The sequence below is a fragment of the Achromobacter sp. ACRQX genome, from assembly GCF_022346505.1.
In the GTDB taxonomy this organism is placed as follows: domain Bacteria; phylum Pseudomonadota; class Gammaproteobacteria; order Burkholderiales; family Burkholderiaceae_B; genus Achromobacter; species Achromobacter animicus.
Map to the genome: position 1 here is coordinate 94565 of NZ_JAKRML010000020.1, position 14281 is coordinate 108845.

Below are 14281 nucleotides of genomic sequence, written 5' to 3' on the forward strand. Positions count from 1 at the left end.
TGGAGCAAAGCGGGTAACGGTAACGTCCGCCACGCCGGGCGCGGCGGACGGTCGGGAATCAGACGTTGCGGGAGGCGGCTCTTGCAAAAGCGTCCAGCAGCGGTTGCAGGCGGTCGCCGCGGGTCTTCAGGGCGGCCTGGTTGACGATCAGGCGCGACGAGATCGGCATGACGTCTTCCACGGCGACCAGGTCGTTGGCGCGCAGCGTGCCGCCGGTGGACACCAGATCGACGATGCAGTCGGCCAGACCGACCAGCGGTGCGAGTTCCATCGAACCATACAGCTTGATGATGTCGACGTACACACCCTTGCTAGCGAAGTGTTCACGGGCTGAGTGCACGTACTTGGTGGCCACGCGCAGGCGTGCGCCCTGGTGGACGGCGGCCTCGTAGTCGAAGCCGTTGCGCACGGCCACGGCCAGACGGCACTTGGCGATGTTCAGGTCGATGGGCTGGTACAGGCCGCCGGGTTGTTCCTTGGCGTGCTCGATCAGCACGTCCTTGCCTGCAATGCCCAGGTCGGCCGCGCCGTACTGCACGTACGTGGGCACATCCGAGGCGCGCACGATGATCAGGCGCAGGCCGGGATCGCTGGTGGGCAGGATGAGCTTGCGCGAGCTTTCCGGGTTTTCCGGGACTTCGATGCCGGCTTCCGCCAGCAGCGGCATGGTTTCTTCGAAGATGCGGCCCTTGGACAGCGCCAGGGTCAGGGGGGTGACGGTCGCACCGTTCATCGCTGTTCCTTGCCGGTAACTCGTTGGATGTTCGCGCCCAGGGCGCGCAGTTTCACTTCCATCTGGTCGTAGCCGCGATCCAGGTGGTAGATGCGGTCGACCAGCGTGTCGCCATCGGCAGCCAGGCCGGCGATGACCAGGCTGGCCGAGGCGCGCAGGTCGGTCGCCATGACGGTGGCGCCGGACAGGCGCGGCACGCCGCGCACGATGGCGGTGTGGCCGTCGATGTCGATCTGGGCGCCCATGCGGCGCAGTTCCTGCACGTGCATGTAGCGGTTTTCGAAGATGGTCTCGACGATGACCGACGTGCCATCGGCCACGGCGTTCAACGCCATCAGCTGGGCCTGCATGTCGGTGGCAAAGCCCGGGTACTCGTGCGTGCGAAAGCCCACGGCCTTGGGACGCTTGTCCATGGCGCCGCGGATCCAGTCCGGGCCGGTCTCGATGGTCAGGCCCGCTTCGGTCAGTTTGTCCAGCGTGGCGCCCAGGATGCCGGCATCTGCGTTCTTGAGCAGGATGTCGCCGCCGGCTGCGCCCACCGCGCACAGGAAGGTGCCGGCTTCGATGCGGTCGGAGATGACGCGGTGTTCGGCGCCGTGCAGGCGGTCGACGCCATCGATGACAATGCGGTCGGTGCCGTGGCCCTGGATGCGGGCGCCCATCTTGATAAGCAGTTCGGCCAGGTCCACGACCTCGGGTTCGCGCGCGGCGTTTTCCAGCACGGTGCGGCCTTCGGCCAGGACGGCGGCCATCAGCAGGTTTTCGGTGCCGGTGACCGTAACCATGTCGGTGCGGATAGAGGCGCCCTTCAGGCGCTTGGCGCGCGCCACGACAAAGCCGTGTTCGATGCTGATTTCAGCGTCCAGCGCGGCCAGACCCTTGATGTGCTGGTCGACCGGCCGCTGGCCGATGGTGCAGCCGCCCGGCAGGCTGACGCGGGCTTCGCCAAAGCGTGCGACCAACGGACCCAGCACCAGGATCGAGGCGCGCATCGTCTTGACGAGGTCGTACGGGGCTTCCAGGCTGTCGACGTTGCCGGCTTGCAGCGTCACCACGCCGTCGTCGGCGCGCTCGGCGCGCACGCCCATCTGGGCCAGGAGGCGCAGCATGGTGCCGGTGTCGTTCAGGCGCGGCACGTTGGACAGGACCAGCGTGTCGGCGGTCAGCAGGCCCGCGCACAGGATCGGCAGGGCCGAATTCTTGGCCCCGGAGATCGAGATCTCGCCGTGCAGCTGCGCGCCGCCGGTGATGCGTAGCTTGTCCATCATTCGCCCGCTTTGTTGTATTCGGCGGGGGTGAGGGTGCGCATCGACAGTGCGTGGATCTCGGCCTTCATGCGGTCGCCCAGCGCGGCGTAGACAAGCTGGTGACGCTGGATCAGGCGCTTGCCTTCAAAGGCGGTGCTGACGATGACGGCGTCAAAGTGCGAACCGTCGCCCTGCACGTCGAGATGTTCACAGGGCAGGCCGTCAGCGATGTATTGGCGGACTTGCGCGGGAGTGGGAAGCATGGACGTCAGTTCCTGAGTTTGTAGCCGCTGGACAGAAGCCGCAGCGCGTAAGCGGAGAGCGCGAGGAACACCGCCGTCACCACCGCCAGGCTGTGCCAGGGCGAGACGTCCGACACCGAGAAGAATCCGTGGCGGAATCCGTCGATGGTGTAGAAGATGGGGTTCCAGTGCGAGACGCTTTGCCAGAACGGCGGCAGCGTATGGATGGAATAGAACACGCCGGACAGGAAGGTCGCCGGCATGATCAGGAAGTTTTGAAAGGCCGCGAGCTGGTCGAATTTTTCGGACCACAGGCCCGCGATCAACCCCAGCGTGCCCATGATGCCGCACGCCAGCACCGCAAACACCAGCACCCACAGCGGATGCGCGGGCGACAGCGGCACGAAGAACAGCGCCACGGCCCACACGCACAGCCCGACGGCGAGACCGCGCGCGATGGCGGCCAGCACGTACGCGCCGAAGATATCGCGGTGCGACAGCGGCGGCAGCAGCATAAACACCAGATTGCCGGTGATGCGGCTTTGGATGAGCGACGAGGACGGGTTGGCGAACGCGTTCTGCAGCATGCTCATCATCATGAGCCCGGGAATCAGGAACGACGTGTAGGGCACGGTGCCGTACACGGTGACGCGCCCTTCCAGCACGTGGGCGAACACCAGCAGATACAGCAGCGCCGTGATGACGGGGGCGGCGATGGTCTGGAAGCTGACCTTCCAGAAGCGCAGCAATTCCTTGCGCAGCAGGGTCGGAAAGCCGGAACCCGCGTCCAGGCGGGGCTGCACCAGCGGCTGGCCGGCAGACGTGGCGGGCTGGGTCATGATGAGATCTCTTCGGGTTGCAGGGCGCGCGCGCCGGGCTCGTCGTCCTGATGCATGATGCGCACGAAGGCGTCTTCCAGGTCCACGCCGCCGACGCGGGCCAGGAGCGCCTGGGTGGTGTCCAGCGCCACGATGCGACCGCCCTTGAGCATGGCGATGCGATTGCAGAGCGCCTCGGCTTCTTCAAGGTAGTGCGTGGTCAGCATGATGGTGTGGCCGGCCTTGTTCAGCCGCGAGATGAACTCCCACAGCGTGCGGCGCAGGTCCACGTCGACGCCGGCGGTCGGCTCGTCCAGCACGATGACCGGCGGCCGGTGCACCAGCGCCTGCGCCACCAGCACGCGGCGCTTCATGCCGCCCGACAGCGCGCGCATGTTGGAGTTGGCCTTGTCGGCCAGGCCCAGGTTGAACAGGATTTCGTCGATCCAGTCGTCATTCTTGCGCAGGCCGAAATACCCGGACTGGATGCGCAATGTTTCGCGCACAGTAAAGAACGGGTCATAGACCAATTCTTGCGGCACGACGCCCAGCGCCCGCCGTGCCGACTTGTAGTCGGCCACGACGTCGTATCCACAGACGGTGGCGCGGCCCGCGGTGGCGTGCGCCAGGCCCGCCAGAATGGAAATGAGCGTGGTCTTGCCCGCGCCGTTTGGACCGAGCAGGCCGAAGAACTCGCCGTGCTCGATATTCAAGCTGACATTGTCCAGCGCCTGGAAGCCGGGCCGGGGCGTGCGCCCGAGCAGCTTCTGCCAGCCGCGCTGGCGCGGCGAGTAGATCTTGGAGACGTTTTCTAGGCTGACGGCGGACATGACGGGGGGAGATGGCCCGAAAAGAGCGAATTGACCATTATATAAGCGCGATGTGGCGGAAACCGGGGATGGCCCCGGTGGCGATGGGGGCGGCGCCCTGTTGCGTCCCCCAAAACAATCGGCCCGGCGGACCCCCGAGGGGTCGCGCCGGGCCGAGGCAAGCCTGAGCGAATCTTTACTTGTTGCGCTGGTTCAGCGCCTGGATCAGGCCGTCGATACCGTTCTGGTTGATCTGCTGGGCGAACTGGTTGCGGTAGTTCTCGATCAGCCAGATGCCTTCGACGTTCATGTCGTAGATCTTCCAGCCTTGGGGCGTCTTTTCCAGGCGGTAATCCACGCCCACCGGCTGGCTGTTGGACTGGCTGATCAGGGTGCGCACGACCACGTCGTCGGCCTTGGGATCGCCGCGGAACGGCAGGCCGGTGATGGTGGTGCTGGACGTGACGCGGGTCAGCGCGCCGCTGTACGTGCGGATCAGCGTGCCGCGGAAGGCGTCGGCCAGCGCGGTTTTCTGCTGGTCGGAGGCCTGGCGCCAGTAGCGGCCGGCGGCCAGGCGCGTGGTCTTCTGGAAATTGACGTACGGCAGGATGTGCTGGTCAACGACTTCGTTGATGCGGGCGGTGTTGCCGGCCCGCAGCGCGCCGTCGGACTTCAGGACCGCGAGGGCCTCGTTGGCGGCGGCCAGGACGAACTGCTCGGGCGGGCCGTTGGGGTCCGGCTTGGCGTTCGCGGCCGTGGCTGCCGCCAGGCCGACGAGGCCCGTGAACACCAGCCGCTGCAACAGAGAGGGAATGGAAAATCGCATCAAATCTCCTTCAAATACCGAAAGCGCAAGGCCTCAGCTTACTTGTTCGCGGGTTGCGGCGCAGGCACGGGGGCCGGCGCGGGCGCGGCGGGGGTGTCGTCGTCGCCGTCGTCTTCGTAGTTGGGCAGCGAGCCTTCCTCGTCCACGCGGTGGCCCAGCACCATGGCGGCGCGGCGTTGCAGGAAAGCGTCGCGCACGAAGCTGTACGGGTCGAGCGCCACGCGGTCGATGGTGTCGGTGGTGTCGAGCAGGCTGGCGCGCGTGTCGACGATGCGCAGGCCCCACAGCGAGTTGCGCAGGCGCACGTTGTCGATCGAGTCCACGCCCATGTAGCCGTAGGTGGTGCCGTACAGGTCGCCGACCAGGCCGACGCCGTCGCGCACGCTGGAGGCGCCGAAGAATGGCAGCACCAAATACGGACCCTGGCTGAAGCCCCAGACGCCCAGCGTGGTGCCGAAGTCGTTGGGGATCTTGCGCGCGCCATTGGCCGAGGCGACGTCGAAGCAGCCGCCCACGCCCATGGTCGTGTTGAACAGGAAGCGGCCCAGCGTGTTGACGAAGTCGTGGCCGCGGCCCTGCAGGAAGCTGTTGGTGCCGGACCAGAGGTCGCCGACGTTGCTGAAGATGTTGTGAATGCAGCTGCGCACCGGCTGCGGCGTCACGAACGTGTAGGCCTGCGCGACCGGCTTGAACACCGCGCGGTCGACCGTGTCGTTGAACTGGTAGACGCCGCGGTTGAAGCCTTCCCAGGGGTCGCGCGGATCCGGATTCTTGGGGGCGGCGCAACCAGCCATCAGCGCGCCCGCGGCGGCGACAGTGGCAATTCGGGAAATAGCTTTCTTATTCATGTTCCGGGTATCCCTATCAACAATTCTTTTGTTATCGCGACGGCGAGACGCAGCGTTGTAACAGCTTGATGGCGCCGCGCCTTTAGTCCTGGGCTTTGGGGGCCGATTCCGGCGCGGCGGTCGTGCCTTGCTTTTCCGCCGAGCCGTACAGGAACTGGCTGATCAGCTGCTCCAGGACCACGGCGCTTTGTGTATAGCGGATTTTTCCGCCGTCGGTAAAGTTATCTTCCTCGCTGCCGGCGGTCAGGCCCAGGTATTGCTCGCCCAAAAGGCCGGAGGTCAGGATGGCCGCCGACGAGTCCTTGGGGAACTGGTAGGCCGTCTCCAGATCGACCGACACAATCGCCTGGAAGGTCTTGTCGTCGAAGGAAATGCCCGTGACCCGGCCCACCACCACGCCGGCGCTCTTGACCGGCGCGCGCACCTTGAGGCCGCCTACGTTATCGAAGTTGGCGGTCACGGTATAGGTCGGGGCAAAGGAAAACGTGCTCAAGTTGCCGGCGCGCAACGCCAGGAACCCAAGCGCGATCGCGCCCAGCAATACAAACAGGCCTACCCAGAAGTCGGTTTTTTCGCGTGACATGATCGATCCGTATCAATTTCCAAACATCAAGGCGGTGAGCAGGAAGTCCAGCCCGAGAACCGCCAGGGAGCCCACGACCACGGTGCGCGTGGTGGCGCGGGCAACGCCTTCGGGGGTGGGCTTGGCCTGCCAGCCTTCATAAAGCGCCACCAGCGTCACCGTGACGCCGAAGACGACGCTCTTGATGGCGCCGTTGGCGACGTCTTTCCATACATCGACGCCGTTCTGCATCTGCGACCAGAAGGCGCCTGCGTCCACACCGATGAGCAGCACGCCCACGACCCAGCCGCCCAGGATGCCCACCATGGAGAACACAGCCGCCAGGATGGGCATGGCGATGATGCCGCCCCACAGGCGCGGCACGAGCACGCGGCGGATCGGGTCGACGGCCATGACTTCCATGGCCGACAGCTGTTCGCCCGCTTTCATCAGCCCGATCTCGGCGGTGAGCGAGGTGCCGGCGCGCCCCGCAAAGAGCAGTGCAGTGACCACCGGACCCAGTTCGCGTACCAGCGACAGGGCCACCAGCAAGCCCAATGCCTCTTCGGAGCCGTAGCGGTTCAGCGTGTAATAACCCTGCAGACCCAGCACGAAGCCCACGAACATGCCGGAGACGGCAATGATCAGCAGCGAATAATTGCCGATGAAGTGGACCTGCTGAGACACCAGGCGCGGCCGCGACAGCGCGATGCCGCTGCGCGCCAGCATGGCGCCGAAGAAGCGGGTGAAGTAGCCGATGCCGGCGACGCGGGAGCGCACCCAGTGGCCCAGTACGGCGACGGCGTTATTGGAAGCGCTCATGCTTTGCGCCCTTTCTGTTGCGACAGCCATTTCTGGAAGGCGGGCGTTTCGGGATACTGGAACGCGACCGGACCGTCCGGCTGGCCCTTGAGGAATTGCTGGACGTAGGGGTCCGGCGAGGCGGCCAGCATCTGCGGCGTGCCGGCCGCAGCCAGTTGGCCGCGGCCCACCAGATAGACCTGGTCCGCGATGGCAAAGGATTCCTGCACGTCGTGGGTGATCAGCACCGAGGCGCAGCCCAGCCGGTCGGCAAGGCTGCGGATCAGACGGGCGGTGATGCCCAGCGAGATCGGGTCCAGCCCCGCGAAGGGTTCGTCGTACAGGATGAGTTCCGGCTCAAGCACCACGGCGCGGGCCAGTGCCACGCGCCGCGCCATGCCGCCGGATATTTCGGAGACCTTCAGGTGCGCGGCGGCGCGCAGGCCTACGGCGTCCAGCTTGTCGAGCACGCGGTCGGTGACCTCTGCCTCGCTGATACGGGTGTGTTCGCGCAGCGGAAACGCCACGTTTTCGAAGACGTTCAGGTCGGTGAACAGCGCGCCCTGCTGGAACAGCACGCCCATGCGCTTGCGCAGGGATTGCACTTCGGCGCGGGAGGCGGCGCCGATATCCTGGCCGAATGCCAGCACGCGGCCCTGCTGAGCGGTGATCTGGCCGGTGGCCGCACGCAGCAGCGTGGTCTTGCCGGAACCGGAGCCGCCCATGACTGCCACCACCTGGCCCGCCCGGACGTCCATGGAAATATCGCGCAAGACGGTGAAATCACCGTAGCCAAGCGCCACACCTTCCAGGCGCAGGGCGAATTCCGGGGTGCTGCTGGTTTGAGCGGGCATGGGCAACGAAAGGGAGTTTCGGCGGCGGAGCTTGCCCTGCGGTCCTGTCGACACGCGGGACCGAGGACCTGGCCGGCGCGGGCAAGACAGACTGCGTCGGGAAGCGCCCTGTTACTCAGATACCGGGGCAAGCGTAAGCGTTCGCTCCCGGCGGCGAGGCGCCATTGTAGCCCGACGCTGTGTAATCACAATTGGAGCGGCCGCCCGTGGAACAGTGTTTTCGGCTTCAGGAACAATCGGGTCGTCGCCGTTTCGGTGCTGATGGCGTTTGCCGATGCTCCATGGGTGTCTGACACCCTTGAGGCACTGGCCCGGCACACACGGCTCCTACACGGGTGTCAGACACCCATTCCGGACAGACCGCCGCCAGCACTCAACGTCGCGCCTGCGCCGCCACCGTTTCCCGGGCCAGCCGCTGGATCAGTTCCGCTGTCGACTCCCGCCGTGCCAGCGGCGCGCCCTGGCCGGCCCACAGGGACAGGACATTGATGTTGCCGCTCTTGCCGCCCGCCGTGCGCATGGGCCGGGTCAGGGCGTTCTGCAGCGGATACGGCAGGATGTCGCCGCCGATGGCGTCCACATCACGCATGAAGGCATTGGCGATGCCGCGCGCCGGGCGGCCGGAGAAGCCGCGGGTGATCCGGGATTGTTCGGCGCGGGAGGCCGCCACGACCGCCTTGTAGGCGTCGCTGATGCCGGATTCTTCCGTGGTGAGGAAGGCCGTCCCCATTTGGGCGAAGTCGGCGCCCAGCGCCAGGGCGGCCGCGATGCCGCGCCCGTCCATGATCCCGCCCGACGCGATGACTGGCACCGAGACGGCGTCCGCCACCTGCGGGACCAGTGCCATGGTGCCGATCATGGACGCCTCGAACGTGTCGAGGAACGTGCCGCGGTGGCCGCCCGCCTCCGCGCCCTGCGCCACGATGGCGTCAACGCCGTCCTGCTCCAGCGCTTGCGCCTCGCGGACGGTCGTGGCCGTGCCCACGGTCAGGATGCCGAGTTCGCGGCAGCGGGCCAGCGCTTCGGCCGGCAGGCGGCCGAAGGTGAAGCTGAGGACGGCGGGCCGGATGCGCAGCACGGCCTCGAGCTGGCCCGGCAGCGGATCGGCCTGCGGGCCGGGGGCCTCGGGCGCCGGCAGACCAAGTTGCTCGTGATAGCGCGCCATCAGGGCCAGCATCCGGCTCGCATCGCCCTGCATGGGCTCTGGCGGCACGGATGCGAACAGGTTGATGGCGAACGGGCGATCCGTGCGGGCGCGGACCCCTTCGGCCGCCGCCTCGATCTGTTCGGGCGTCATGTACGCCCCGCCGAGCGATCCCAGGGCGCCCGCCTTCGATGCCTCCGCCACCATGTCCACCGTGGTGGCGCCGCCCGCCATGGGCGCCTGGATGATGGGATGGATCAGCTTGAGCAGTTCAATCAAAGGGGTGGCCATGGGAAAACTCCTGGGAGGTTATTGGAGCTGGATGTTTCCAGCCTTGATGACGTGCGCCCACTTGTCGCTTTCGGTTTTGATGAAGGCGGCGAATTCCTCGGGCGTGCCGCCGCCGGCCTGGCTGCCGGTGTCGGCAATGGCCTTCTGCACATCCGGGTCCTTCAGGATGCGGTTGAATTCGGCATTGAGCTTGGCGATGATCGGCGCGGGCGTACCGGCGGGCGCCACGATGCCCTGCCAGTTGTAGGACTCGAAGCCCGGCAGGCCGGATTCGGCCATGGTGGGTACATCGGGCAGCACGTCCAGGCGCTTGGCGGATGTGACGGCGATCGGGTGGATCTTCTTGCCCTGAATGGCGGGCAGCGCGGAATAGCCCATTTCGAACATCATCGCGATGTGGCCGCCCATGAGATCGGTCGCAGCCAGGCTGCCGCCCTTGTAGGGCACGTGGACGATGTCGATGTTGGCCTGCTCGCGGAACATTTCGCCCGACAAGTGGTGCGCGCCGCCCACGCCGGACGAGCCGAAGGTCAGCTTGCCCGGTTCCTTCTTGGCCAGTGCGATCAGGTCGGCCAGCGTCTTGACCGGCAGTTCGTTGTTCACGCTCAGGACCAGCGGGCTGTTCTCGATCAGGATGATCGGGGCCAGATCCTTTTGCGGGTTGTAGGGCATTTCCTTCATCAGCGACGGGTTGACCGCCATCGGGGCCAGGTTGCCCGTGCCGATCGTGTAGCCGTCCGGGGCCGCCTTGGCGATGAGGTTGGTGCCGACCACGCCGCCTGCGCCCGCCTTGTTTTCGACAACGATGGGCTGGCCCAGCGATTCGCCCAGCTTGCGGGCCAAGAGGCGCACGCGGGTGTCGGCAAAACCGCCCGGCGCGTAGGGCACGATCATAGTCACGGGTTTGGCGGGCCATTCGCCGGTCTGGGCTTGGGCAGCGCCGCCAAAGGCGGCGGTGGCGGCCAGGGCGGCGATCAGGGGGCGTAGTGCTTTCATGCTGGGAACTCCTCTTTACCTGCTTTCTAATTGCTGTGTGGTTGGCCCGAAGGGCCGATGGCATTATGCCCAGCGCCATTGCCGTCTGTCGTGACTTTTCCCAGCGCCCACGCCGACGCCGCCAGCAACGCCGCGCTGGCCGCCAGCACCTGCGGCAGGCCGGCGCCCCAGCGCGCCGCCCACGAGGCCAGCAACGGCCCCAGAATCTGCCCCGCCGCAAACGCCGCCGTCATGATGGCCGCCGCCCGCGGCGCCGCCGGGCCGGACAGGCGGCGCGCGGTCAGCATGCCCGCCTGCGTGATCACCATGAACGTGCCGCCGACCAGCAGCGCTGCCAGGATCACGGCGGCGATGTGGTGCCACAGCGCCACGGTCAGCATGCCGGCCGCCATCAGCGCCTGCGCGCCGCGCCACACCTGCCGGTCGTCTCGGCCGCGCGCCAGCCGCGGGACCAGCAGGCACGACAGCGCCGCCGCCATGCCAAAAAGGGGCCAGGCCCAGCCGAAGATCGCCGGGTCGGGAAAGATCTCTTTGGCCATGGCCGGCAGAAAGGTGGCGGGAATGATGTAGCCGACCCCGAAGACACCGTAGTGCAGCGACAGCGCGGCGATGCCGCGCGGCAGGCGGGTTTGCGGCGCTTCAGCAGCCGTCCGTCGCACGGGAGGCGATTGCCGGCTGAGTCCGGGCCACGCCGCCACGGACAACGCCAGCGCCAGGCCGCCCAGCGCGGTCCAGGTCACGCCGGCGCTCGCGTGCGAGGCCATCAAGGCCAGACAGGCCAATCCCGTCAGCGCAATGCCCGCGCCCACGCCGGCATACGTCACCGCCGAAGCCGCGGCCTCGCGCGGGTCGCCGGCGGGCACCGGCCGCCATGCGACGACGCAGATGAAGGCACTGGCGCTGGCATAGCCGGCCGCCAGCCGCAGCACCGACCAGCCCGCCACGCTGTTGAGCATTGGCATGGCCAGCGTCAGCGCGGCCACGGCGGCCAGGCTGGCCGCCAGCGTGATGCGCAGCCGGCGCACCGGCCAGACGATCGCCGCCAGCGCGCCCAACAAATAGCCCGCGTAGTTGGCCGACGCCATCCAGCCGCCCTGCGCCAGCGACAGGCCGGATTCCTGCGCCATCAGCGGCCATACCGGCGTGAAGGCGAAACGGCCGATGCCCATGGCCGCCGCCAGCGCAAGCGCCGCGGGCCAGGCCAGGCTTGCGGCGCTGGCCGAGGGGTGGGGGGAAGGGTAAGCAGGCGTTGACATGGAGCCTACTCTACGGCTGTACTTATATCTTGAATAGTGAATTATTAAGAACGTGAGTTCGCAAAATGAGAAACTTGGATCTCGACGCGCTGCAAATCTTCAAGACTGTGGCGGATCAGGGTGGCGTTGCGCGCGCCGCCGCGCATCTGAACCGCGTGCAGTCCAATGTGTCGACGCGCCTGAAGCAGCTGGAATCCTCGCTGGGAACGCCGCTCTTTCGGCGGCAGAACCGCCGGCTGGTGCTGTCGGATCAGGGCCGCGTGCTGCTGTCCTACGCCGACCGCCTGCTGCGCCTGTCCGATGAGGCGCAGGCGGCCGTCCGGGAAGGCGCCCTGCAGGGCGTGCTGCGCATCGGCACCATGGAAAGCACGGCCGCCGCCCGCCTGCCCCCCATCCTGGCGGCCTATCACGCGGCCTGGCCGCAGGTGCGGATCGAGCTGGTCACCGGCACCTCGGGCGCATTGGCCGCCAAGGTGCGCAATTACGAGATCGAGGCTGCCTTCGTGGCGCAACCCTTCCCCGCAGAGGGACTGGCGGCGATGGATGCGTTCAGGGAGGAATTGGCGCTGATCTCGCCGTTGGCGTGGGATCCGATCGGCAGTCCGAAAGACCTGGGCAACCGGAGCGTCATCGCCTTTGCGGCGGGCTGCTCATACCGGCGCATTCTGGAGTCGTGGTTGAACCAGGAGGGCATTGCGCCCGGCAAGGTGATGGAGTTTGCGTCGTATCACGCCATCGTGGCGTGTGTGGCAGCGGGAACCGGGGTGGCGATCGTGCCGCGGTCCGTGCTGGCGGTGCTGGGGGCGGAGCATTCGGTGCGCGTGGGCGCGTTGTCCGGGTCCCATGGGCAGGCGCTTACCCAGCTGATCTGGCGCGCCGACGACGACACGCCGGCATTGCAGGCGCTGCGCAGCCGGCTTGCGCCGCCGCAGAATTGATAGATGCGCGCGGGGCCGCGCGCATCGTCAGGCCAGCGATCAGAAGCGGTAACCAACGCCCACCGTGGCCACCCACGGATCGATGCGCGCGGTACCGACGCGTTCGCCGTCCAGCGTCACCTTCGACTTGATGTCGATGTAGCGGATGTCGGCATTCATGAACCAGCGATCATTGATCTTGATGTCCGCGCCCAGTTGCGCGGCCACGCCCCAGGAATCGCCCAGCTTCAGATTCGAGCCCTTGAGCGCGCCCTCGGCCTTGGTGTCGAAGAAGTGGGTGTAGTTGATGCCGACGCCGATGTACGGCTGGATCATGCTGTCGGGCAGGATGTGCCATTGCAGGCTGAGCGTGGGGGGCAGTTGCTTGGAGGAGCCGATCTTGCCCAGGCCGCCGCTGCCGCTGACGTCATGCTGGAAGGGCCAGGCGCCCAGCAGTTCGATACCGATGTTGCGGGTGGCCATGTAGGCCAGGGTGAAGCTGGGGCGCACATTGTTGTTCACGTCCAGCTTGACGCTGCCGTCGAGCACGGTGCCATTGTTTTGCGAGGGGCGGACTTGCGTGACGCCGACGCGGAACAGCACGTCGCCCGCTTCGTGGGCGTGGGCGGGAGCGGCAAAGGCGCCGGCAGCGATCAAACCGGCAATGGCGGTGGCGCGGATACGCCCGTTCAGCGAAAACATTTTCTTCTCCGATCTTTCCGTGTGGGGTGAGACGACAGGTTCTCAGACCGCCCCGTCCCCGTTCTTGACGTGTGTCAATTCGTGAAAAGACCGTTTTCAGAAAGTGGTTATGTCGCAACAACTGCGGTTAACCGCAACGCAAGAGCAAAAAAAACGCCGCCGGTGCGCGAGGCAACCGGCGGCGTTGATATGTCGCAATACGATCAACGCGGCAATTCACTGCTTCCCATCAGGTAGGCGTCGACCGAGCGCGCACACTGGCGGCCTTCGCGGATGGCCCACACGACCAGCGACTGGCCGCGGCGCATGTCGCCGGCGGTGAAGACCTTTTCCACATTGGTGCGGTAGTCGTCGGTGTTGGCGCGCACATTGCCGCGGCCATCGCGGTCCACGCCGAACGCGTCCAGCACGTTCTGCACCGGCGACACGAAGCCCATGGCCAGCAGCACCAGATCCGCCTTGATCTCGAACTCCGAGCCTTCGACTTCGCGCATCTTCATCTGGCCGGTGGCGTCGTCCTTGAACCATTCGACGCGCGCGCCGACCAGCTTCTCGACCTTGCCGTTGGCGCCCTTGAGCAGCTTGGTGGTCACCGACCAGTCGCGCTCGCAGCCTTCCTCGTGCGAGGACGACGTGCGCATCTTCAGCGGCCAGTACGGCCACGTCATGGCCTTGTTTTCGGACTCGGGCGGCTGGGGCATCAGTTCGAACTGCGTGACCGATGCGGCGCCGTGGCGGTTGCTGGTGCCGACGCAGTCGGAACCCGTATCGCCGCCGCCGATCACCACCACGTGCTTGCCCTTGGCCAGCGTCTGGTTGGTGAGGCGGTCGCCCGCCACGGCCTTGTTCTGCTGGCGCAGGAAGTCCATGGCGAAGTACACGCCGTCGAGCTCGCGGCCCGGCACCGGCAGATCGCGCGGCGTTTCCGAGCCACCGCTCATCACGACGGCGTCGAATTCGGCCATCAGCGATTTCGGGGTGCGCACCGTCAAGCCATCGGCAACGGGATCCTTCGGATCGCCGACGTAGGTCGACGGCGCGAATTCCACGCCCTCGGCTTCCATCTGCGAGATGCGGCGGTCGATCTGGTGCTTTTCGAGCTTGAAGTCGGGGATGCCGTAGCGCAGCAGGCCGCCGATGCGGTCGCTCTTTTCGAACAGGGTCACGGAGTGGCCGGCACGCGCCAGTTGCTGCGCGCATGCCATGCCGGCCACTCCGTGACCCTGTTCGAAAAG

The 14281-nt window shown here is 66.7% G+C and carries 16 protein-coding genes; 1 reads left to right on the forward strand and 15 read right to left on the reverse strand.

All coding sequences use genetic code 11. The features are described 5' to 3' along the window. Positions 1–58 precede the first annotated feature (58 nt). From hisG to MHZ91_RS18395, 13 genes are all read right to left on the reverse strand, one after another. A complete protein-coding gene (gene hisG, locus MHZ91_RS18335; protein ID WP_175123908.1) occupies positions 59–733 on the reverse strand; it encodes an ATP phosphoribosyltransferase in 675 nt (224 codons plus the stop codon). Beyond that, a complete protein-coding gene (gene murA, locus MHZ91_RS18340; RefSeq protein WP_239215087.1) occupies positions 730–1998 on the reverse strand; it encodes a UDP-N-acetylglucosamine 1-carboxyvinyltransferase in 1269 nt (422 codons plus the stop codon). Before murA ends, hisG begins: the two co-directional genes overlap by 4 nt. Then, entirely contained in the window at positions 1998–2243 is a 246-nt protein-coding gene (locus MHZ91_RS18345; RefSeq protein WP_175123907.1) for a BolA family protein, read from the reverse strand. The genes murA and MHZ91_RS18345 overlap by 1 nt, the downstream gene beginning before the upstream one ends. Before the next feature lie 5 nt (positions 2244–2248). Further along, the gene (locus MHZ91_RS18350; protein WP_175123906.1) at positions 2249–3061 is read right to left on the reverse strand and encodes an ABC transporter permease; all 813 of its coding nucleotides are present in this window, start codon (positions 3059–3061) and stop codon (positions 2249–2251) included. Then, positions 3058–3870: an ABC transporter ATP-binding protein gene (locus MHZ91_RS18355; protein WP_175123905.1), complete on the reverse strand. Its 813-nt coding sequence runs from the start codon at positions 3868–3870 to the stop codon at positions 3058–3060. The genes MHZ91_RS18350 and MHZ91_RS18355 overlap by 4 nt, the downstream gene beginning before the upstream one ends. Positions 3871–4045: 175 nt before the next feature. Then, positions 4046–4675, reverse strand: a complete 630-nt coding sequence (locus MHZ91_RS18360) for a phospholipid-binding protein MlaC (RefSeq protein WP_175123904.1) — start codon at positions 4673–4675, stop codon at positions 4046–4048. Between the two features lie 38 nt (positions 4676–4713). Further along, entirely contained in the window at positions 4714–5523 is an 810-nt protein-coding gene (locus MHZ91_RS18365) for a VacJ family lipoprotein (RefSeq protein WP_175123903.1), read from the reverse strand. Between the two features lie 82 nt (positions 5524–5605). Continuing rightward, complete coding sequence (mlaD, locus tag MHZ91_RS18370; protein WP_175123902.1) at positions 5606–6106, reverse strand: outer membrane lipid asymmetry maintenance protein MlaD; 501 nt, start codon at positions 6104–6106, stop codon at positions 5606–5608. Positions 6107–6118: 12 nt separating this feature from the next. Further along, positions 6119–6907 (reverse strand): lipid asymmetry maintenance ABC transporter permease subunit MlaE, encoded by a 789-nt coding sequence (mlaE, locus tag MHZ91_RS18375; protein ID WP_175123901.1) that lies wholly within the window; start codon positions 6905–6907, stop codon positions 6119–6121. After that, a complete protein-coding gene (locus tag MHZ91_RS18380; protein WP_175123900.1) occupies positions 6904–7740 on the reverse strand; it encodes an ABC transporter ATP-binding protein in 837 nt (278 codons plus the stop codon). The genes mlaE and MHZ91_RS18380 overlap by 4 nt, the downstream gene beginning before the upstream one ends. A 373-nt stretch (positions 7741–8113) precedes the next feature. Then, positions 8114–9175, reverse strand: a complete 1062-nt coding sequence (locus MHZ91_RS18385; RefSeq protein WP_239215073.1) for a nitronate monooxygenase family protein — start codon at positions 9173–9175, stop codon at positions 8114–8116. An 18-nt stretch (positions 9176–9193) separates the two neighbouring features. Further along, positions 9194–10171: a tripartite tricarboxylate transporter substrate binding protein gene (locus MHZ91_RS18390; protein ID WP_175123898.1), complete on the reverse strand. Its 978-nt coding sequence runs from the start codon at positions 10169–10171 to the stop codon at positions 9194–9196. Between the two features lie 26 nt (positions 10172–10197). Further along, complete coding sequence (locus tag MHZ91_RS18395) at positions 10198–11427, reverse strand: YbfB/YjiJ family MFS transporter (RefSeq protein WP_239215075.1); 1230 nt, start codon at positions 11425–11427, stop codon at positions 10198–10200. A 65-nt stretch (positions 11428–11492) separates the two neighbouring features. Between MHZ91_RS18395 and MHZ91_RS18400 the strand changes: the two genes are divergently transcribed. Continuing rightward, complete coding sequence (locus MHZ91_RS18400; protein WP_239215077.1) at positions 11493–12365, forward strand: LysR family transcriptional regulator; 873 nt, start codon at positions 11493–11495, stop codon at positions 12363–12365. A 39-nt stretch (positions 12366–12404) separates the two neighbouring features. Here the strand turns inward: MHZ91_RS18400 and MHZ91_RS18405 are convergent, their stop codons facing one another. Both MHZ91_RS18405 and MHZ91_RS18410 read right to left on the reverse strand, forming a co-directional pair. Then, on the reverse strand, positions 12405–13046 hold the full coding sequence (locus MHZ91_RS18405; protein ID WP_175123895.1) for an OmpW family protein: 642 nt from the start codon (positions 13044–13046) through the stop codon (positions 12405–12407). 203 nt (positions 13047–13249) lie between these two features. Then, a partial coding sequence (locus MHZ91_RS18410) for a glutamate synthase subunit beta (RefSeq protein WP_239215079.1) occupies positions 13250–14281 on the reverse strand: 1032 nt, incomplete at its 5' end.

Excerpts from the sequence above, each read along its gene's own strand:
- hisG (WP_175123908.1), bottom strand. The coding sequence starts at position 733 with ATGAACGGTGCGACCGTCACCCCCCTGACCCTGGCGCTGTCCAAGGGC.
- murA (WP_239215087.1), bottom strand. The coding sequence starts at position 1,998 with ATGGACAAGCTACGCATCACCGGCGGCGCGCAGCTGCACGGCGAGATC.
- MHZ91_RS18345 (WP_175123907.1), bottom strand. The coding sequence starts at position 2,243 with ATGCTTCCCACTCCCGCGCAAGTCCGCCAATACATCGCTGACGGCCTG.
- MHZ91_RS18350 (WP_175123906.1), bottom strand. The coding sequence starts at position 3,061 with ATGACCCAGCCCGCCACGTCTGCCGGCCAGCCGCTGGTGCAGCCCCGC.
- MHZ91_RS18355 (WP_175123905.1), bottom strand. The coding sequence starts at position 3,870 with ATGTCCGCCGTCAGCCTAGAAAACGTCTCCAAGATCTACTCGCCGCGC.
- MHZ91_RS18360 (WP_175123904.1), bottom strand. The coding sequence starts at position 4,675 with ATGCGATTTTCCATTCCCTCTCTGTTGCAGCGGCTGGTGTTCACGGGC.
- MHZ91_RS18365 (WP_175123903.1), bottom strand. The coding sequence starts at position 5,523 with ATGAATAAGAAAGCTATTTCCCGAATTGCCACTGTCGCCGCCGCGGGC.
- mlaD (WP_175123902.1), bottom strand. The coding sequence starts at position 6,106 with ATGTCACGCGAAAAAACCGACTTCTGGGTAGGCCTGTTTGTATTGCTG.
- mlaE (WP_175123901.1), bottom strand. The coding sequence starts at position 6,907 with ATGAGCGCTTCCAATAACGCCGTCGCCGTACTGGGCCACTGGGTGCGC.
- MHZ91_RS18380 (WP_175123900.1), bottom strand. The coding sequence starts at position 7,740 with ATGCCCGCTCAAACCAGCAGCACCCCGGAATTCGCCCTGCGCCTGGAA.
- MHZ91_RS18385 (WP_239215073.1), bottom strand. The coding sequence starts at position 9,175 with ATGGCCACCCCTTTGATTGAACTGCTCAAGCTGATCCATCCCATCATC.
- MHZ91_RS18390 (WP_175123898.1), bottom strand. The coding sequence starts at position 10,171 with ATGAAAGCACTACGCCCCCTGATCGCCGCCCTGGCCGCCACCGCCGCC.
- MHZ91_RS18395 (WP_239215075.1), bottom strand. The coding sequence starts at position 11,427 with ATGTCAACGCCTGCTTACCCTTCCCCCCACCCCTCGGCCAGCGCCGCA.
- MHZ91_RS18400 (WP_239215077.1), top strand. The coding sequence starts at position 11,493 with ATGAGAAACTTGGATCTCGACGCGCTGCAAATCTTCAAGACTGTGGCG.
- MHZ91_RS18405 (WP_175123895.1), bottom strand. The coding sequence starts at position 13,046 with ATGTTTTCGCTGAACGGGCGTATCCGCGCCACCGCCATTGCCGGTTTG.